Source organism: Spirillospora sp. NPDC029432, from assembly GCF_040703975.1.
Classification (GTDB): Bacteria; Actinomycetota; Actinomycetes; order Streptosporangiales; family Streptosporangiaceae; genus Spirillospora.
In genome coordinates this window covers 1-19316 of record NZ_JBEZWH010000075.1, presented here as the reverse complement: position 1 = coordinate 19316, position 19316 = coordinate 1, and the positions used below count along the sequence as shown (strand labels likewise).

18 protein-coding genes are annotated in these 19316 nt (G+C 71.0%); 10 read left to right on the top strand and 8 right to left on the bottom strand.

Annotated elements, in window-relative coordinates; genetic code table 11:
• Positions 1–14: 14 nt before the first annotated feature.
• The gene (locus AB0881_RS35665; RefSeq protein WP_366624340.1) at positions 15–2318 is read right to left on the bottom strand and encodes a transglycosylase domain-containing protein; all 2304 of its coding nucleotides are present in this window, start codon (positions 2316–2318) and stop codon (positions 15–17) included.
• A 473-nt stretch (positions 2319–2791) separates the two neighbouring features.
• On the opposite strand from AB0881_RS35665, the gene AB0881_RS35660 reads away from it, so the two are divergent.
• A complete protein-coding gene (locus AB0881_RS35660; protein ID WP_366624338.1) occupies positions 2792–3103 on the top strand; it encodes a WhiB family transcriptional regulator in 312 nt (103 codons plus the stop codon).
• Positions 3104–3234: 131 nt separating this feature from the next.
• On the opposite strand, the gene AB0881_RS35655 is transcribed toward AB0881_RS35660, so the two are convergent.
• Both AB0881_RS35655 and AB0881_RS35650 read right to left on the bottom strand, forming a co-directional pair.
• On the bottom strand, positions 3235–4368 hold the full coding sequence (locus AB0881_RS35655) for an ArsA family ATPase (RefSeq protein WP_366624336.1): 1134 nt from the start codon (positions 4366–4368) through the stop codon (positions 3235–3237).
• A gap of 58 nt (positions 4369–4426) precedes the next feature.
• A complete protein-coding gene (locus AB0881_RS35650; protein WP_366624334.1) occupies positions 4427–5422 on the bottom strand; it encodes an ArsA-related P-loop ATPase in 996 nt (331 codons plus the stop codon).
• A gap of 218 nt (positions 5423–5640) precedes the next feature.
• Between AB0881_RS35650 and AB0881_RS35645 the strand changes: the two genes are divergently transcribed.
• The 5 genes from AB0881_RS35645 to AB0881_RS35625 all read left to right on the top strand — a co-directional run bounded on the left by AB0881_RS35645 (position 5641) and on the right by AB0881_RS35625 (position 9290).
• The gene (locus AB0881_RS35645; protein ID WP_366624332.1) at positions 5641–6654 is read left to right on the top strand and encodes a slipin family protein; all 1014 of its coding nucleotides are present in this window, start codon (positions 5641–5643) and stop codon (positions 6652–6654) included.
• Positions 6655–6765: 111 nt separating this feature from the next.
• The gene (locus tag AB0881_RS35640) at positions 6766–6924 is read left to right on the top strand and encodes a DUF4177 domain-containing protein (protein ID WP_157420262.1); all 159 of its coding nucleotides are present in this window, start codon (positions 6766–6768) and stop codon (positions 6922–6924) included.
• A gap of 7 nt (positions 6925–6931) precedes the next feature.
• A complete protein-coding gene (locus AB0881_RS35635) occupies positions 6932–7393 on the top strand; it encodes a RidA family protein (protein WP_366624330.1) in 462 nt (153 codons plus the stop codon).
• A gap of 152 nt (positions 7394–7545) precedes the next feature.
• Positions 7546–8343, top strand: a complete 798-nt coding sequence (locus AB0881_RS35630) for an NUDIX hydrolase (RefSeq protein ID WP_366624386.1) — start codon at positions 7546–7548, stop codon at positions 8341–8343.
• Positions 8344–8486: 143 nt separating this feature from the next.
• Positions 8487–9290: an MBL fold metallo-hydrolase gene (locus tag AB0881_RS35625; protein ID WP_366624328.1), complete on the top strand. Its 804-nt coding sequence runs from the start codon at positions 8487–8489 to the stop codon at positions 9288–9290.
• A 49-nt stretch (positions 9291–9339) separates the two neighbouring features.
• Here AB0881_RS35625 and AB0881_RS35620 read toward each other — a convergent pair whose 3' ends face one another.
• On the bottom strand, positions 9340–10026 hold the full coding sequence (locus AB0881_RS35620; RefSeq protein WP_344594623.1) for a Crp/Fnr family transcriptional regulator: 687 nt from the start codon (positions 10024–10026) through the stop codon (positions 9340–9342).
• A gap of 114 nt (positions 10027–10140) precedes the next feature.
• Between AB0881_RS35620 and nth the strand changes: the two genes are divergently transcribed.
• The 3 genes from nth to AB0881_RS35605 all read left to right on the top strand — a co-directional run bounded on the left by nth (position 10141) and on the right by AB0881_RS35605 (position 13004).
• The gene (gene nth / locus AB0881_RS35615) at positions 10141–10893 is read left to right on the top strand and encodes an endonuclease III (RefSeq protein ID WP_366624325.1); all 753 of its coding nucleotides are present in this window, start codon (positions 10141–10143) and stop codon (positions 10891–10893) included.
• Positions 10894–11017: 124 nt separating this feature from the next.
• The gene (locus tag AB0881_RS35610) at positions 11018–11620 is read left to right on the top strand and encodes a CoA pyrophosphatase (protein ID WP_366624384.1); all 603 of its coding nucleotides are present in this window, start codon (positions 11018–11020) and stop codon (positions 11618–11620) included.
• A 187-nt stretch (positions 11621–11807) separates the two neighbouring features.
• Positions 11808–13004 carry a MarP family serine protease gene (locus tag AB0881_RS35605; RefSeq protein ID WP_366624323.1) on the top strand — a complete coding sequence of 399 codons (1197 nt, stop codon included), beginning with the start codon at positions 11808–11810 and terminating at the stop codon, positions 13002–13004.
• Between the two features lie 30 nt (positions 13005–13034).
• Here the strand turns inward: AB0881_RS35605 and AB0881_RS35600 are convergent, their stop codons facing one another.
• The 4 genes from AB0881_RS35600 to acs form a co-directional block, all read right to left on the bottom strand.
• A complete protein-coding gene (locus tag AB0881_RS35600) occupies positions 13035–13520 on the bottom strand; it encodes a DUF309 domain-containing protein (protein ID WP_366624321.1) in 486 nt (161 codons plus the stop codon).
• 43 nt (positions 13521–13563) lie between these two features.
• A complete protein-coding gene (locus tag AB0881_RS35595) occupies positions 13564–14487 on the bottom strand; it encodes an alpha/beta hydrolase (RefSeq protein ID WP_366624319.1) in 924 nt (307 codons plus the stop codon).
• A 6-nt stretch (positions 14488–14493) separates the two neighbouring features.
• A complete protein-coding gene (locus tag AB0881_RS35590; protein ID WP_366624317.1) occupies positions 14494–14928 on the bottom strand; it encodes a phage holin family protein in 435 nt (144 codons plus the stop codon).
• A 298-nt stretch (positions 14929–15226) separates the two neighbouring features.
• Positions 15227–17194 (bottom strand): acetate--CoA ligase, encoded by a 1968-nt coding sequence (gene acs / locus AB0881_RS35585; protein ID WP_366624315.1) that lies wholly within the window; start codon positions 17192–17194, stop codon positions 15227–15229.
• Positions 17195–17352: 158 nt separating this feature from the next.
• Between acs and AB0881_RS35580 the strand changes: the two genes are divergently transcribed.
• Positions 17353–18141: an oxidoreductase gene (locus AB0881_RS35580; protein WP_366624313.1), complete on the top strand. Its 789-nt coding sequence runs from the start codon at positions 17353–17355 to the stop codon at positions 18139–18141.
• Positions 18142–19316 lie beyond the last annotated feature (1175 nt).

The window sequence follows — 19316 nt, the reverse complement described above, 5'->3', positions numbered from 1 at the left end:
GGGGCGTTCTTTGTTCAGTCCTGCCAGGGCCAGCGGAAGCCGTCGTCGCCCGGCCGGGGTCCGGGTCTGTCCCCGCCGCGGCGGCCGTTGCTGATGTAGAGGATCACCGTGGTCCCGGGGCTGACCTCGCCCTGCGCCTGCGGCGACGTCGAGGCCACGGAGCCCTTGGGCGCGTCCGACTCGATCGGCCGCGGCGAGACCCTCACCTGGAGGTCGGCGGCCTTGAGGCGAGCCGTGGCGGCGCCGACGGACATGCCCTTCAGGTCGGGGACGCGGATCGTGTCGCCGAAGTTGTTGGTCGGCCGGGCGAACCCGGGGGCGGGCTTGCCGGCCAGCGCGTTGCGCATGCTGTTCTGCCAGATCGCGCCGGGCGTGTCGGCGCCGTACACGCCGTACACCTTGTACTTCCAGGGGCCGCGGAAGTCCCAGTACGCGGTGGCCGCGGCCATGTTGGGCGTGTGGCCGGCGAACACGGCGCAGGTGTGGGCCTCACAGGTGCCGGTCTTGGCGGCGGCGGGACGGCCGATGCCGCGGCCCTTGGCGGTGCCCTGCGAGAGCGTGCCCTGCATGATGCTGTTCACCTTGTCGGCGACGTCCTCGTCGACGGCCTGGTGGCAGTCCTGCTTGGGCAGCTTGACCGGCTTGCCGGAGGGGTCGACGATCTCGGTGATCGACTTGGGCGCGCAGTACTTGCCGCGCGCGGCGATGCCGGCGTACGCGGCGGCCAGGCTCACCATGTCGATGTCGTTGACGCCGAGGACCTGGGCCGGTACGGGCGCGAGGGGGTTGCCGTCACCGCGCTTCATGCCGAACTTCTCGGCCATCTTGACCGAGTCGCAGACTCCGACCCGCTTCTCCAGCTGCGCGTAGAACGTGTTGACCGAGTGCCAGGTGCCGGTCTTGAGGTTGAAGTTGCCCTGCTCGCTGTCGCCCGCGTTGGAGACCGTCCAGCCTCCGCCGCCGCCCAGCATCTCGTTCTCGTACTTCTTGCCGCCGAACATGCCGGTGTACTTGCACGGCTGGAAGCCGCCGATGGTCATCGTCTCCGGCGAGTTGAAGCTGGTGCTGACCGGGATGCCCTCGTCGAGCGCGGCGAGCAGGGTGAAGATCTTGAACGTGGAGCCCGCCGACACGCCCGTGCCGCCGCCGTGCGCGACGTTGGCGGGCAGGTTGATGGTGGTGCGTCCCTTGCCCGCGCCGAACCGCTTGCTCAGCCCGATCGCGCGCACGTTGCCGGTGCCCGGCTCGACCATGGCCTCGGCGCCGACGCGGTTGCCCGCGGGCGGCACGGCCGAGCGCAGCGCCTTGTCGACGGCGTTCTGCGCCTTCATGTCGAGCGTGGTGCGGATGGTGTAGCCGCCGCGGTTGAGCTTGTTGACGATGTCCTGCCGCTGCTTCGGCTTCAGCTGCCAGTACTTGCCGCCGGCCAGGGCCTGCAGCGCGTCGTACTTGGCGTACTCGCAGAAGTACGGCGCCTTGCTCGTCTCGCAGCCGCCGACCGGCTTGGTCTCGTTCAGCTCGATCGGCTTGGCGGCGGCGGCGTCGGCCTGCGCCTTGGTGATGTGCTGCAGCTGCGCCATCCGGTAGAGGACGATGTCGCGGCGCTTGCGGGCGGCGTCGGGGTGCTGGGTGGGGTCGTACGCGGTGGGGTTCTGCGTGATGCCGGCGAGCAGCGCGGCCTGGCCGAGGGTGAGCTCGCTGGCGGGCTTGCTGAAGTAGCGCTTGGACGCGGCCTGCACGCCGTACGCGCCGCCGCCGAAGTAGGCGATGTTGAGGTAGCCCTCGAGGATCTGGTCCTTGGTCAGCCGCTGCTCGACGTCGAGCGCGTAGCGCAGCTCGCGGAGCTTGCGGCCGACGGTGGGGGCGGTGGCGTCGGCGTACTCCTCGTCGGTCTTGGCGTTGTCGACCAGGAGGTTCTTGACGTACTGCTGCGTCAGGGTCGAGCCGCCCTGCGTCTGCTCGGAGTTGGCGTTGGACGCCAGCGCGCGGATCGTGCCCTTGAGGTCGAGCGCGCCGTGCTGGTAGAAGCGCGAGTCCTCGATGTCGACGATCGCCTGCTTCATGACCTGGTTGACCTGGTCGAGGCGGACCGACTCGCGGTACTTGTCGAAGAACCGGGCGATCTCCTTGCCGTTGACGTCGTACATCACCGTCTTCTCGGACGGCGGCGACGTCTTCAGCTGGCCTTCCATGGCCTCGAAGTTGTTCGCGGCGTCGCGCGCGGTCAGGCCCGCGCTCCCGACGCCGGGCAGCGCGATGAACGCGACCAGCACGCCGGCGGCGACCCCCGCTCCGAGCAGCCGGAAAAGGGTGGCCATGGCCTGCCGCCGATTCTCTTTAGCACCGTGCACGCGCTCTAGGGTACGCGTGGATGACCAGTGCATACGGGACAGGTCACTCATTCGGGGTGGTGAAGGTTCCCGGTCCCTGCCTGCTGAGCTGGGATTTCTCCGGTACGGCCCGCCGCCGGGCAGTCGATCAACCGGTTTCCCGTACGGAGTGGCCGGCGGTGCGGGACGATGGGACGGCGGTCGGCCCGGGTGTCGTTCACCGAACGATCCTCGGTTTCGTGACAACCACGGTGGCGGCTCGAACGTCAACTAGAGGTAACTAGTCCGTTCCGGCGGTATGGCCCTGGAGGGCTATATCGAGAATGGGCCCATCGGGGTCTGTTGAATCCCCCCTCGCTTCCGTAAGTTCTTCCCCACGGCTTTCGTTTGGCGGCCTGACGTCCGCGCCCGTCTGGCCAAGGAGCGCAAATCGACACAGACCCTAGGGGAGTGGGGCCAAGATGTGGATCACGGATTGGACCGCCCGCGCCGCCTGCCGTAACGCGGATCCAGACGCCCTGTTCGTGCAGGGAGCGGCGCAGAACCGAGCCAAGCTCATCTGCCGCGGCTGCCCGGTGCGGACGGAGTGCCTGGCCGACGCCCTCGACAACAGGATCGAGTTCGGCGTCTGGGGCGGCATGACCGAGCGCGAGCGCCGGGCCCTGCTGAGGCGGCGTCCGGACGTGCGCTCGTGGCGCGACCTGCTGGAGACCGCCAAGGAGGAGTACGAGCGTACGGTCGAGCCCGACGAGAGCGAACTCGTCGCCAGCTGACCGGCGACCCGCCTCCCCCGATCACCGGCGAGGCAAGGTCTTCGTGACGACCGTAGGCCCGCACCCGCGCAGGGTGCCGGGCCTACGGTCGTTCATGGGCCCGTTCACCGAGTGGCGGCACCCGGGGCGGGTCAGCTCGCCAGGTCGACGCCCACCTGGCGCAGGCCGTGCAGGTCGTGGACGTCCTCGGCCTGCGCCGGCACCGCGGTGATGGGCACCGTGGGGTGCGCGGAGGCGAAGTGCTCACGGAGGCGTTCCTCGCGGGCCGCCAGCTGCATGCGCGCGGTGTGCATCCGCAGGAGCGCGGCCGTCAGCGTGTGCTCGCCGCGTTCCTCCAGCGTCTCGGCCGCGGCCTGGCTGCGGGCGGCGGTGAGGACGTCGCCGTCCGACTCGTGCACGCGGTTGACGACCAGCCCGGCGAGCGGCATGCGCTCCTCGGCGAGCCGCTCGATGAAGTAGGACGCCTCGCGGAGGGCGTCGGGCTCCGGCGCGGCGATCACGAGGAACGCGGTGCCCGGCGTCTGGAGCAGCCGGAACGTCTTCTCGGCGCGCTCGCGGAAGCCGCCGAACACCGTGTCGAACGCGGCCACGAACGTCTGCACGTCGCGCAGCAGCTGGACGCCCAGCACCTTGTTGATGACGCCGGTGAACATGCCGAAGCCGGCGCTGATGACCTTCACGCCGAAGCGGCCGCCGGTCTTGGCGGGGGCGGCGAGCACCTTCATGAAGCGGCCGTCCAGGAAGCGGCCCATGCGCTCGGGCGCGTCGAGGAAGTCCAGCGCGTTCCGGGACGGCGGGGTGTCGACGATGATCAGGTCCCAGGCGCCGGAGCGGTGCAGCTGCCCGAGCTTCTCCATCGCCATGTACTCCTGCGTGCCGGACAGGCTGGAGGACAGCGACTGGTAGAAGGGGTTGGCGAGGATCTGCTTGGCCCGGTCCGGGTCGGCGTGCGCCTCGACGATCTCGTCGAACGTCCGCTTCATGTCGAGCATCATGGCGTGCAGCTCGCCGTCGCCCTCGATCTCGATGCGGCGCGGGTTGTTGTCGAGCTCGGACAGGCCCATCGACTGCGCCAGCCGGCGGGCCGGGTCGACGGTCAGCACGACGACGTCGCGGCCGCGCTCGGCGGCGCGGACGCCGAGGGCCGCGGCGGTGGTGGTCTTGCCGACGCCGCCGGAGCCGCAGCACACGATGATCTTCGTACGGGGGTCGTCGATCAGCGCGTCCACGTCCAGGGCGGGCGGGTTCTTGCCGGTCGGGCTCATCTCGCCTCTTCCGTTCGCCGCGGGTCGTACGCGGTCCAGCTCACGCCGCGCGCGCCGGTCATGCGGCGCCCTGCTCGCGCAGCGACTCGGCCAGGTCGTACAGCCCGGCGAGGTCCATGCCGTCCGACAGGAACGGGAGCGTGTAGCGGGGCCGGTCGATCTTCTCCAGCCGGTCCTTCTCGCGGCGCTGCAGCGAGGTGCGGCGGGCGTGCTCGCCGGCCTCGGCGGCGAGCACCGCGGTGATCGCCTCGGCGTCGTGCTCCAGCCCGGCGGCCTTCACGCCGCGCAGGATGCCCTCCGCGTCCAGGGTGCCCGCGGCGGCCGCGGCCGTCTCGTCGGGTGACAGGAGCGGCGGATGCTCCATGTTGATCATGATGCCGCCGACCGGCAGCCCGACCTCGGTGAGCTCCTGGATGCCGTCGGTCGTCTCCTGGACGGGCATCTCCTCCAGGAGCGTGACGAAGTGGACGGCCGTCTCGGGGCTGCGCACGACCTTCATCACGGTGTCGGCGTGGTTGCGGACCGGCCCGACCTTGGCCAGCCCGGAGACCTCGTCGTTGACGTTGAGGAACTTGGTGATCCGGCCGGTCGGCGGGGCGTCCATGACGACGGCGTCGTACACGAACGAGCCGTCCTTCTCGCGGCGCCGCACCGCCTCGCTGGTCTTGCCGGTGAGGATCACGTCCCGCAGGCCCGGGGCGATGGTGGTGACGAAGTCGACCACGCCCAGCTTGGACATCGCCTTGCCGGCCCGCTTGAGGCTGTAGAACATCTCCAGGTATTCGAGGAGCGCCTCTTCGGTGTCGATGGCGAGCGCGTACACCTCGCCGCCGTCCGGGGCGACCGCGACCTTGCGCTCCTCGTACGGCAGCGGCGGGCAGTCGAAGAGCTGGGCGATCCCCTGCCGGCCCTCGACCTCGACCAGCAGCACCTTGCGGCCCCCGGTGGCCAGCGCCAGCGCCAGCGCCGCGGCGACCGTCGTCTTGCCGGTCCCGCCCTTGCCCGTGACCACATGGAGGCGCACGCCGTCCCAGTCGGTGTCTCTAGCGCTCACCCGATCGACCATATCGTTCGCTCGGCAAGGACTTCAGAGGGTGGTCCGCCCTCATGCAAGTGATTCCTGACACGGTGTTCCGGTGTTTACGGAACGTGACGTACCGGACCGTTGTCTCGGGCGTGCCCGCGAGGTTAGCTGGGAAACGTACGACCGGTCATCGGGCCGGGCCCGCAGTCCCGCGCGGACTCGGCTCTCGACGCGCGTTAGGAGCCGTGATGGAAGTGGGACTCATCCTGGTCGTCCTGGTGATCCTCGCCCTGCTGGGGGCGGCCTCGGCGGTACGGGTCGTGCAGCAGTTCGAGCACGGCATCGTCTTCCGGTTCGGGCAGGTGCAGCGGGGCGGGCAGCTGCGGGCGGGCGCGGTACGGCGCCCGGGGCTGACGTTCATCATCCCGATCATGGAGCGGATGCAGAAGGTCAACCAGCAGACCGTCACCATGAACGTGCCGGCGCAGGAGGGCATCACCCAGGACAACGTGAGCGTACGGGTCGACGCCGTCGTCTACTTCCGGGTGGTGGACCCGGTGAAGGCGATCGTGAACGTGCAGAACTACGGGTACGCGGTCTCGCAGATCGGCCAGACGTCGCTGCGCTCGGTGATCGGGCAGACCGACATGCAGGAGCTGCTCGGCGAGCGCGAGAAGATCAACATACGGCTGCGGGCGATCATGGACGAGATCACCGACGCGCCGTGGGGCGTCCGGATCGAGCGGGTCGAGATCAAGGACGTGTCGCTGCCGGAGGGCATGAAGCGCTCGATGGCCCGGCAGGCGGAGGCCGAGCGGGAGCGGCGGGCGCGGATCATCACCGCGGACGGCGAGTTCCAGGCGTCCAAGCGGCTGGCCGCCGCGGCCGAGATCATGTCGCAGGACCCGGGCGCGCTCCAACTGCGCCTGCTGCAGACGGTCGTCGAGGTGTCCGCCGAGAAGAACAGCACGCTCGTCATGCCGCTGCCGGTGGAGCTCCTCAGGTTCTTCGACCGGATGACCGCCGGCGGCACGGGCGCCGCGGCCGGGAAGGAGGCGTCCGAGCAGGACAAGCCGGGCCTCGGCGAGCGCCTCGCCAAGGCGGAGGAGGAACTGGCCAAGGCCGCCGAACGCTCCTCCACCCTCGAATCCGCCCAGAACGTCCCGCCGGTGATCGGCCTGGACGAGCCGAAGGCGGCCAAGGAGGAGGCCCCGCGGGGTCTCGCCCCCGGCGAGCGGACGCCCCCGGAAGGCGAGGGCTGACCCCGGCCGGAGCCACGGGACGAGGACGGGACGGCCGCGGCCGCGCGCCACGGGTCGCGGGACGGCTCCTGGCGGCGGGCGGCGGCCGCCGCGATCGCTAGGCTGAGCGGCATGAAGAAGTGGGAGTACGCGACCGTTCCGCTGCTGGTGCACGCGACCAAGCAGATCCTTGACAACTGGGGCCAGGACGGGTGGGAGCTCGTCACCGTCCTGCCGGGGCCCAACCCGGAGAACCTGGTGGCCTACTTCAAGCGCGAAGTGGAGCAGTGAGAGCGCGATGAGCACTCCTGAGGAGCGCATGCGCGAGCTCGGGCTGGAGCTGCCCGAGGTCGCGGCGCCGGCCGGGTCGTACATCCCGGCCCGGCGGACGGGCTCGCTCGTCTACACCTCGGGGCAGGTCCCGTTCGTCAAGGGCGAGCTGCACGTGCTGGGCAAGGTCGGCGCCGAGGTGAGCCTGGAGCAGGCCGCCGAGCAGGCCAGGATCTGCGCGATCAACTGCGTCGCGGCGCTGAAGGCGGAGCTGGGCGAGCTGTCGCGGGTCGTCCGGATCGTGAAGGTGCTCGGGTTCGTGGCGAGCGCGCCGGACTTCTACGGCCAGCCGAAGGTCGTGAACGGCGCCAGCGACGTCCTCGCGGAGATCTTCGGCGAGGCGGGCGTGCACGCGCGCAGCGCCGTGGGCGTGGCGGTGCTGCCGAGCAACGTGCCGGTCGAGGTGGAGCTGATCGCCGAGGTCTCCTGACCGGCGGGTCCGGCCTGCCGGGGAGCGGGAGCCGGCCTTGACGGAACCGCATTCGGTATGTCCGAATACACCGTCATGAGGATCACTCGGTGGGGTGGGCGATGGTGAGCGGGCTGAAGCTGCCCCAGAGTTTCGCGGAGCGGCTCGAGGACATGCGGGCGGGGCGGCTGGAGCCCGCGCCGGCGCGGGACGCGGCGACGGTCGTGGTGCTGCGCGACCACGACCAGCACGGGCTCCAGGCCTTCATGCTCCGCCGGGTCGCCTCCATGGCCTTCGCTCCCGGCGCGTACGTCTTCCCCGGCGGTTCGGTCGACCCGCGCGACGGCGAGGCCGCGGCGGGCTGGTCCGGCCCGTCCCCGGCCGAGTGGGGCACGGCGTTCAAGGCGGACGAGACGCTGGCGCGCGAGCTGGTGTGCGCGGCGGTGCGCGAGACGTTCGAGGAGACGCTGGTCCTGCTCGCCGGCCCCACCGGAGGCACGGTCGTGGACGAGACCCGCGGCGATGACTGGGAGGCCGACCGGCGGGCGCTGCTGGATCGTTCCCTGTCGTTCGGCGATTTCCTGGAGCGGCGCGGGCTGGTGCTGCGCTCGGACCTGCTGCGGCCGTGGGCGCACTGGATCACCCCGGCGATCGAGCCCAAGCGGTACGACACGCGGTTCTTCGTCGCCGGGATGCCGGCCGGGCAGCGCGCCCGGGACGTCAGCACGGAGGCCGACCGGGTGGCGTGGGTCCGTCCTGCCGAGGCGGTCGAGCGGGCGCGGGCGGGCGACTGGTTCATGCTGCCGCCGACGCTGGCGACGCTCGCGGAGCTGGCCGAGTTCGGCACGGTCGCCGAGGTGCTGGCCGCGCCGCGCGAGATCGTGGTGAACGAGCCCCAGGCGGAGATCGTCGACGGCGTGCCGTACCTGGTGCTTCCGAAGGGGACCGAGCAGTACTACCCGCAGGGCTGAGTTCCATGGCCTCGCGTCGCGGTGCCCTGGCCCGGGCGATCCGGTACCGGATCGCCGGGTCGTCCGCGCTGCGGCATCTGGACCGTCTCGGCCGGTGGAACCCGGCCCTCGGCCATGATCAGCGGTTGGGCAGGATGGGTGACATGAGCGACATCGACGGGATGGGTACGGAACGCGCCCGCTGCTGGCTGGCGCCGAACCCGTCCGAGATGACCCTGACCGGTACCAACACGTGGGTGATCGGCGAACCCGGCGCCGAGGAGGTCGTGGTCGTCGACCCCGGCCCCAAGGACGGCGTCCACCTGCGCCGCGTCGTGGACGGGATCGCCGCCGAGGGCCGCCGGGTGGGGCTCATCCTGCTCACCCACGGCCACCCCGACCACTCGGCGGGCGCCGCGCGCTTCTCCGAGCTGGCGTCGGCCAAGGCGGGCGGGCGCGGGACCGTCCCCGTGCGCGCCCTGGACCCGCGGCACCGCCTCGGCGACGAGGGCCTCGCCGAGGGCGACGTGGTCACCACCGGCGGCCTGGAGCTGCGGATCATGGAGACCCCGGGGCACTCCGACGACTCGCTGACGTTCTGGCTTCCGGCCGACCGCGCCGTGCTGACCGGGGACAGCGTCCTCGGGTACGGGACGACCGTCGTCGAAGGGAGGCTCGGCGACTACCTGAGCTCGCTCGACCGGCTGCGGAAGTTCTCCGAGGAGCGCGAGGCCGCCACGATCCTGCCGGGCCATGGACCCAAGCTGGACGACCCGATCGGCGTCCTCGACCACTACATCGGGCACCGGCGCGAGCGCCTGGCCCAGGTGGAGGCCGCCCTCGCGCAGGGCGCCCGTACCGCGAAGGACGTGGTCGCGATCGTGTACGCGGACGTCGACAAGTCCCTGTGGCGCGCCGCGGAGCTGTCCGTCGAGTCCCAGCTCGAATACCTCCGCGAACGCGGCTGAGCGGCCGCGGCGGCATCCCCCGGGGGGTGGGGGCCCGCCCTCCGGGGGGCTACTTGGAGCGCTTGCGGAGCCGTTCGATGTCGAGGATGACCACCGCCCGCGCCTCGATCCGCAGCCAGTTGCGCTGCGCGAAGTCGGCCAGGGCCTTGTTGACGGTCTCCCGGGAGGCGCCGACGAGCTGCGCCAGCTCCTCCTGGGTGAGGTCGTGGTGCACGTGCAGCCCGGCCTCGGACGGCTGCCCGAACCGCTCGGCCAGGTCGAGCAGCTGCTTGGCCACCCGCCCGGGCACGTCGGTGAACACCAGGTCGGCCATCACGTCGTTGGTACGGCGCAGCCGCTGGGCCAGCGCGCGCAGCAGCTGGACGGCCACCTCGGGGTGCCCGGTCAGCCAGGGGCGCAGATCGTCGTGGCCGAGCCCGGCCAGCCGGCACTCGGTCACCGCGATCGCGCTCGCGGTGCGCGGGCGCGGGTCGAACAGCGACAGCTCACCGAACATCTCGCTGGGGCCGAGCACGCTGAGCAGGTTCTCCCGGCCGTCCGGGGCCGCCCTGGTCAGCTTGATCTTGCCGTCCAGCACCACGTAGAGGCGGTCGCCCGTCTCCCCTTCGTTGAAGAGCGTCTGGCCGCGTGCCAGCCGCACCTCGGTCACGTTGGCGCGCAGCGCCTTGGCGCCCTGCTCGTCGAGTGCCTCGAACAGCGGGGCCCTGCTCAGAACGTCCACGTCGCGGTCGGTCACGCTTCTCCTCCTCGAACACCTACATGCATAGTGTGACGTACGTCCCACCGCGTACGTGAGGGTAGGGGCCACGGCGCGCCGAACGACGGGGGCCGAGGACGTACCCTTGCCCACGTGCCTCGCAACGGTAGTCCCACCTCCGTGACGGCGCCCCGCAAGCCCCGGCCCCGGGCGGAGACGCGCCTCGCCCTGGTCCGCCGTGCCCGGCGGATCAACCGCGAGCTCGCCGCGCTCTACCCCGACGCGCACTGCGAGCTGGACTTCACCAACCCGCTCGAGCTGCTCATCGCCACGATCCTGTCCGCCCAGTGTACGGACCGCCGGGTGAACGCGGTCACACCGGCTCTCTTCGCCCGGTATCGGACGGCCGAGGACTATGCCGCCGCGGATCGCGAGGAGCTCGAGCGGATGATCCAATCGACCGGGTTCTTCCGGGCGAAGGCTAATAATATTATGAAACTCGGGCATGACCTGTGCGAACGCTTCGACGGGGCCGTTCCCGGCAGGCTGGATGATCTTGTCGGGCTGCCCGGAGTGGGGCGGAAGACGGCCAACGTCGTCCTCGGAAACGCCTTCGACGTCCCCGGGATCACCGTCGACACCCACTTCGGCCGGCTGGTCCGGCGGTTCGGCTGGACGGACGAGACCGACCCGGTGAAGGTCGAGAAGATCGTCGGCGGGCTGTTCCCGCGCAAGGACTGGACGATGCTCTCGCACCGGCTGATCTGGCACGGCCGCCGCGTCTGCCACGCCCGCCGCCCCGCCTGCGGCGCCTGCCCGCTGGCCCGGCTGTGCCCCGCGTACGGCGAGGGCCCGACCGACGCGGCCGCCGCCCGCAAGCTGGTGAAGGAGGGCCCGTTCTCGTGACCCTGACCGGCTTCGATCCCGCTTCGGGAAGCAACGGCGGCGCGGGCGGGTTGGGTAAGGCGTGACCGAGATCCCCTCCTCGCATCCCGCCTGGCTCGACCGCTTCTGCAGGGCCGCCCCGCACATGACGGTGCCGCCGATGCTGAGCCCCGAGCCCGAGCCCGGCGCGCGCGCCGCGGCGGTCCTGATCCTGTTCGGCGAGGGCCCCGAGGGACCGGACATCCTGCTCACCGAGCGCGCCGCCACGCTCAACAAGCACGCCGGCCAGCCCGCGTTCCCCGGCGGCCGCATCGACCCCGACGACGGCGGCCCGGTCGAGGCCGCGCTGCGCGAGGCCTGGGAGGAGGCCGGGGTCGAGCGGGCCGGCGTGGACGTGCTGGCCACGCTCCCCGAGCTCTACCTGCGGCACAGCCGGCACCGCGTCACACCGGTCGCCGCGTGGTGGCGCGAGCCGTCCGAGATCGCCCCCGGCCACCCCGGCGAGGTCGCCACCGTCGCCCGCGTCCCGATCGCCGAACTGGTCGACCCGGCCAACCGGCTGATGGTGCGGGACCCGTCCGGGGTCAGGCTCGGCCCGGCGTTCGAGGTCCGCGACATGCTCGTGTGGGGCTTCACCGCGGGGCTGCTCACCGAGGTGCTGGACGCCGGCGGCTGGAACCGCCCCTGGGACACCGGACGCGTCGAGGACCTGCCGCAGAAGGTGCTGGACCTCGCGTCCCGCGACTGAGCCCGGGTGGTTTTGATCACCCCGGCCGGGTGCCCGGCCGCGGTGCGGCGACCCTCGTCCGACCGGCGATCCCGTACCGTACGCGGCCGGGAACGGCCGCGCATCGCACCAGACGGCGAGATAAGGACGCACAATCTGGTACAGCGAGGGGACGTGCGGCGGGCCGTTCGCGCTATACGGTGAAGCGGTGCTGGGCGACCACCTTCTGGACCTGATACTGCTCGTGCTCGTCGTGCTGTTCGCAGTCTCGGGGTACCGGCAGGGCTTCATCGTGAGCCTGCTGAGCTTCGGTGGCTTCGTCGGCGGGGGCGTCATAGGCGTGCTCATCGCGCCGCCGATCGCCGAGGCGGCCGTGGACGGCGCCGCGCAGCAGGCGCTGCTGGCGATCGTCATCGCGTTCCTGTCCGCGACCCTCGGGCAGCTGATCGCGTCCTCCGTGGGCGCCGTGCTGCGCAACCGCGTGACCGGCGACAACGCGCGGGCGGCCGACGCCGCCGGCGGTGCCGTCGTCAGCTCGCTGTCGCTGCTGATCGTCGCCTGGTTCTTCGGCAGCCTGGTGGCCGGCTCGGAGTTCAAGCCGGTCCGCACCCAGGTGAACGGCTCCACCATCATCAACGGCATCGACAGCGTGATGCCGTCGCAGGCGGCGACCTGGTTCGCCTCGTTCCAGGGGTTCGTGAAGGCCAGCGAGTTCCCGCAGGTCTTCAACGGGCTCGGCGGCGAGTCGGTGGTCGAGGTGCCGCCGCCGGACGACGCCATCCTCGACACCCCGGCGCTGCAGGCCGCCAAGCGCAGCATCGTCAAGGTCGAGAGCACCGCCCCGCAGTGCCAGCGCAAGATCGAGGGCACCGGGTTCGTGTACGCCAAGGACCGCGTGATGACGAACGCGCACGTCGTCGCCGGCGCCCGCGGCCAGTCCGTGATCGCCTCGCTGAGCGGCGCGCGGGACCGCGGCCGGGTCGTCCTGTACGACCCCAAGCGCGACATCGCCGTCCTGCACGTGCCCGGCCTGGACGCGCCGCCGCTGAAGTTCGCCGGCGAGGCCAAGGTGCGGGACGACGCGATCATCGCCGGCTTCCCGAAGAACCACCCGTTCACCGCGAGCGCGGCGCGGATCCGCGCCCGGCAGACCGCCAAGGGCCCGGACATCTACCACGCCGGCCAGGTCAGCCGGGAGATCTACGCGATCCGCGGCACGGTCGAGCCGGGCAACTCCGGCGGCCCGCTGCTGGCCCGCGACGGCACCGTGTTCGGCGTGATCTTCGCGGCCGCGCTGGACGCGCCGGCCACCGGCTACGCGCTCACCGCCGAGGAGGTCGCCCCGGACGCCCGCGCCGGCGCCGCCACCACGACTCCGGTCTCGACCCAGAGCTGCTCCGACTGACCTCGCGGCCGGCGGGGTGGCCGGTTGCGGTTACGTTTCCGGTCGTCCGGAACGTGTCAGCCGCAGCGCGATGCGGAGGCCGGGGCCGTCCGCCGCGTTCTCCGCTGTTTCCGCGATGCGGCGGGCCTCCGCGACGATTCCGGTGGCGTCGATGCCGTACGGCGCGTTCCGCGAGTGCTCCTCGATGCGGTCGGCGGCCCGTTCCAGAAGCGCTCGCGCTCCGCGCGCGTTGCCGCGCCGTACGTGCGTGATGCCCACCGCCACCTGGGCGAGGCCGCGCCACAGCTCGCGCTCCTCCTCAGGCGCGGCTTTCCACGCCGCCTCCAGGACTTCGTGGGCGTGGAACGGCCTGTCCTCGTCCAGGAGCCGCTGAGCCTGCTCCAGAGCCTCCGTGGGCGTCACGGTCAGGTCGTCGGGCATGGTGGGCGTTCCGGCGGCGCCTCGGGGCAGTGGGCGCCCGTACGCGTCGCGCGGCCGGGCATTGCGCGGCCGCCCCGTCTCGTCGCGATCCCGCATGCCCCCATTGTGGGCGACAAGTGGAAGGCGGGTGCCGTCCGGGTCAGTGCTCCGGTTCGGGGTCGTTCAGCCAGCCGAGGAGTTGAGTGTCGAACGCGCGTGGGCGTTCCTGGTGGGGGAAGTGGCCGGCGCCGTCGATGAGCTTCCACCGGTACGGCGCCTCGACGTACCGGCCGGACCCCTGCGCGCTCGCCGGAAGCGTGCACGGGTCCAGGGAGCCGTGCAGTTGCAGGGTGGGCACCTGGATGGGCGTGCGCATGCGGTGCGCGTAGCGGATGCCGTCAGGGCGCGGCTGGGACCGGATGAACCAGCGGTGGTATTCGAGAGCGCAGTGGATCGTGCCCGGGATCTGCATCGCGTCCCGTACGAGCCGTTCGGTCTTCTCGTCCGGCCACCCTGGGCCCGACCATTCGTGCAGGAGGCGTCCCAGGAATTCGGCGTCGTTCTTGATGAGGCGCCGTTCGGGCCACATGGGCATCTGGTAGCCGAAGATGTGGCGCGTCGCCCAGCCCTGGCCGCGCGGATCGCTCCGTACGGCCTGGCGCAGGCGGAGCGGATGGGGTGCGCTGACCACAGCGAGGCGCTGGACCACCTTCGGGTGGTACACGGCCATCGTCCAGGCGAGCAGCCCGCCCCAGTCATGGCCCACCACGATGGCGTTCGCCTCGCCGAGCGCCCGTACGAGACCGGCGGCGTCACCGGCGAGCGTGACCAGGTCGTACCCGCGTGGGGGCTTGTCGCTGCCGCCGTACCCGCGGAGGTCCACCGCCGCCGCCCGGTAGCCCGCCGCGGCGAGGGACACCAGCTGGTTGTGCCACGACCACCAGAACTCGGGGAAGCCGTGCAGCAGCAGCACGAGCGGCCCCTCACCGGCCTCCGCGACGTGGAACCGGGTGCCCCCGGCGCTGACCGTGCGGTGGGTCCAGGGGCCGTCGACCTCGACGATGGACGAGCCGAACGCGGGCATGGTCGGTCAGTCCGTCAACGCTGGAGTGTCGGCGCCGTCGCCTCGGCGGCGCAGCGCGGCGAAGTCGTCCTTGAGGGTCTTGCGGGTCCGCTTCGCCCCCTCGATCTTCTTGATCCGCCAGTAGCCGATCGCGATCAGGGCCAGCGCCAGCGCCAGGTAGACGCCCGCGACGATCAGGAACGCCGCCCAGTGCCAGACGCCCAGCGCGACCAGCCCGTACGCCGCCGCGATCGACAGCAGGATCACGATCAGCCCGGCGATCAGGCCCGCCACGCCGAACATGACGCTGCCCAGAGCGGCCTTCTTGGCGTCGCCCTTCAGCTCCATCTTGGCCAGGTCGATCTCCGCCCTGACCAGGTCGGAGACGTTGCTCGACGCCAGCGCGACGAGTTCGCCGAGGGACTTGTCCTCGACGCGTTCGCCCGGGAGTGCCTCGGACATTCGCTCTCTCCTTCCAGGCGGCCACCGAGGCGAGGAGGCCCGCTATCAGGACCGCTGTCGTCACTCTCTCGAATTGTGCGGGGTCGGTATAGGCCAAACCGCCGTACAGCAGAGAAACGGTGAAACCGGCCCCGGCCCTTTGCGACCGCCCTATACGGCGGCGCCCTACGGCCGGGTTCCGCCGGAGACGCCCACGAACTTACCGATCACCGGCCCGGTGGTCACACCCAGGGGCGACCCGGGCGGCCGCCCCCATGGGGAGCGGCCGCCCGGAACCCGCCTCGGCACGCGCCGGTCGTCAGCCGTCGGACTTGGACGCGGGCAGCTTCTCGGAGATCAGGTCCATCACCGTGCTGTCGGCCAGCGTGGTGACGTCCCCGATGCTGCGGTTCTCCGCCACGTCCCGCAGCAGCCGACGCATGATCTTGCCGGACCGGGTCTTGGGCAGCTCCGGAACGATCATGATCTGCCGGGGCTTGGCGATCGGGCCGAGCGTCTTGGCGACATGGTCGCGCAGCTCCTTGAGGAACTCCTCGCCCTCCACCTCGCCGCCCGCGCTGCCGCGCGGGATCACGAACGACACGATCGCCTGCCCGGTCACCGGGTCGGTCGCGCCCACCACGGCCGCCTCGGCGACCTTCGGGTGCGACACCAGCGCCGACTCCACCTCCGTCGTGGAGATGTTGTGGCCCGACACGAGCATGACGTCGTCCACCCGGCCCAGCAGCCAGAAGTCGCCGTCGTCGTCCTTCTTGGCGCCGTCCCCGGCGAAGTACAGGCCCTCGAACCGCGACCAGTACGTCTTCACGAACCGCTCGTCGTCGCCCCAGATCGTGCGCAGCATCGACGGCCACGGCTCCTTGACCACCAGGAACCCGCCGCCGCCGTTCGGCACCGACCGGCCCTGGTCGTCCACCACGTCCGCCGCGATGCCCGGCAGCGGCGTCATCGCCGCGCCCGGCTTGGCCGCCGTGACGCCCGGCAGCGGACTGATCATGATGCCGCCGGTCTCGGTCTGCCACCACGTGTCGACCACGGGCGCGCGCCCGCCGCCGATGTTGTCGCGGTACCAGACGTACGCCTCGGGGTTGATGGGCTCGCCCACGCTGCCCAGGACGCGCAGCGACGACAGGTCGAACTCGGCCGGGATCTCGTCGCCCCACTTCATGCAGGTGCGGATCGCGGTCGGCGCCGTGTAGAAGATGGACACCTTGTACTTCTGGATGACCTCCCACCAGCGCCCCTTGTGCGGGGTGTCGGGGGTGCCCTCGTAGATGACGCTGGTGGCGCCGTTGGCGAGCGGCCCGTACACGATGTACGAGTGCCCGGTCACCCAGCCGATGTCGGCCGAGCACCAGTACACGTCGGTCTCCGGCTTCAGGTCGAACACCGCGTGGTGGGTGTACGCGACCTGCGTCAGGTAACCGCCGGACGTGTGCAGGATGCCCTTGGGCTTACCCGTCGTACCGGACGTGTACAGGATGTACAGCGGGTGCTCGGCGTCGTGGGCCTCCGCCTTGTGCTCCTCGCTCTGCCGCTCCACCAGGTCGTGCCACCACACGTCCCTGTCATGGGCGGCGACGTCCTCGCCCGTACGGCGGACCACGACGACCTTGGTGATGGACGGCGTCCCCTCCACGGCCTCGTCCACGATGGACTTCAGGGCCGACGGCTTGCCGCGCCGGAAACCGCCGTCCGCGGTGACGACCACCTTGGCCTCGGCGTCGTTGATGCGGGTCCGCAGGGCCTCCGCGGAGAAGCCGCCGAACACGACCGAGTGGGTCGCCCCGATACGCGCGCACGCGAGCATCGAGATGGGCAGCTCCGGGATCATCGGCAGGTAGATGGCGACCCGGTCGCCCTTCCTGACGCCGAGCTCCAGCAGGGCGTTCGCCGCCTTGTTCACCTCGCGCTGGAGGTCGGCGTAGGTGAGCGTACGGCTGTCGCCCGGCTCGCCCTCCCAGTGGAAGGCGACCTTGGCGCCCTTGCCCGCCTCCACATGGCGGTCGACGCAGTTGTACGCCACGTTCAGCTCGCCGCCCACGAACCACTTCGCGAACGGCGGGTTGTTCCAGTCGAGGACCTCGTCCCAAGGCTTGGACCAGCTCAGCCGCTCCGCCTGGCGGGCCCAGAAGGCCTGCGGGTCGGCGGCGGCCTCCTCGTACGCCTCGGCCTTGACGTTCGCGGCCTCCGCGAGGTCGGCCGGGGGAGGGAAGCGCCGCGTCTCCTGCAACAGGTTCGACAGTGTTTCTTGACTCTGGCTCAACGCGTACTCCTTTGTTGCGAGAGGAAGGCGCCCGGTGAGACCCACTTCACCAGGGATGTTGCCGACTCACAAGCCGCCCGTTCCGCCGGATGCCCGGGATACGACCGTTCCCCGGGGCGGTGACGTGGGAACACCGGCGACCGCATAGGGTCGGGCGCGTGACCGACGCCCTTGCCCAAGTAGCGAATCTGCCCGGTGTGGCCGAGGCGGTCGCGGACGCCCGAACCGCCGTCGACAGGCTGCTCGGGCACCGCATCCTCCGTCGGCGCAGCGCGGAGGTGTCCACGGAGTCCGCCCTACGGGGGGCGCGTGCGACCGCCGTACTGGAAGGCGCCTCGGTCACTCTGGAGGAGCTGCGCAGCACGGAGAACCCGTCGGATCCGACCGTGCAGGGGGCGCTGCGGGTGTCAGCGGAGCTCGGCTCCCTCGCGGAGACCTGGCGGCAGGCGCCGCGCCAGGTCCTGGCCCGCCTCCACGTGCTGGCCGCCGCGGACGCCGTCGACAGCGCCGATCTGGGCCGGCCCCGCGCCGACCGGGCGGCCAAGGACCCGCTCGGCCTGGGCGAGCCGCCGGCCCCGGCCGAGGTCGCCGCCCGCCTGGACATGCTGAGCGGCCTCCTCACCGGTCCCACGAAGGCCCCGGCCCTGGTCGTCGCCGCGATCGCGCACGGCGAGCTGCTGACGCTGCGCCCGTTCGGCTGGGGGGACGGCATCGTCGCGCGGGCCGCGGAACGCCTCACGCTGGTCGCTCGCGGCCTGGACCCCAAGTCCCTCACCGCACCCGAGGTCGGCCACGCGGAACTCGCCGACGGCTACGTCAGCGCCTTGCGGGGGTATGCCACCGGGACGCAGGAGGGCGTCGCCGGCTGGATCCGCCACTGCGCCGACGCGACCGCCGCCGCGGCGCGCGACTCGCAGGCCATCTGCGAGGCCTTCCTTCGTGGCTGAGGGCCACTGAGGGCCGCTGAGGGCCGCTGAGGGCCACTGACTCCTGCTGCCGGCGCAACCGAGCCCTTTCCGGAAAGTAAGCCTCGCGGTCGCGCCACGCCGTCGTGACCTCACGGGCGCCGTTGTGATACGCGAATGTGACTGATCGTCCCGGGCATAGCGAACGGCGCCCCTCGCTGCGGGACGCCGTCGCCAGTCACGTCACACCGGGTTACCAAGCGTGCACCTCATATTCGTAGGAGCGGGACAAGCCCGTCACTACGCGCCTCCCGCGGCTGGTCGCGCGTGGGTGCCCGGCTGCCGTGCTCGGACACTTGGTCCGTAACTCCTGTCTACGCCTTATTTGCCCTGATGACAAGCCCCTATTCGGTAAGCGTCGGCCCCAAAGCCGTACCCGTCCCTCCGGACGCCGCCGACGCCAGACCGCCATTCCGGGAGATACCGTCTCAACTCCGGCACATCCCGGAATCGATCACGCAGTGTGATCGATTCTTTATGTCGGCGATCTCGTCCCGTGCCGGAAGGATCTTTAGATCTGCTGTACGCTCCCAACCTCGCCCAGGGCTTTCCCGGCGGTTCTCCGGCGGGAGCGGCGAAGCGCCTACGACGTCACGCGGCTCGCAGGGTGGGATCCTCTCCACCAGGTGTAAGAAAGCATGACCCGGCAGGACGACTTTGCCGCTCGACGGAACTCTGGACGATCGGGCAGCATATGTTGTATCTGCCTACACTGGAGACAGAGACTTTGCCACGTCTATAGATCGAACCGGCATCCGCTTAGTTCGATCTTCCGAGGCTTTCTAGGGAAACGGGCCGGCTCTACCCCCCCGGAGCCGGACCGTTCGGCGACCCCCGCTCTCCCCCCCGGCGGGGGTCGTCGCATGTCCGGGTGGGTTTTCTTCCCTCTTTCGGCGGTAAGCGCACCGCGTCGGCGCCGATGGGGCGAGATGTTGTCATGCTCACGACTTGTTACTCAAGGTAGCCATCGCACTGCTCTACGGGGGTCGCACAGGAGCTGTGCGGGACTCGCCCGTAAGGGTGGCGGCGATATTCACAGCCTCTGACGCGTCCACAGTTTTCGACCAAGATCCACACGATTTCCAGGATCGCTGCACCGTGATTCTCACGCGCTCCGTTCGCGGCCGGTTCATCGCCGGGTTCCGTTTGTCGGACGC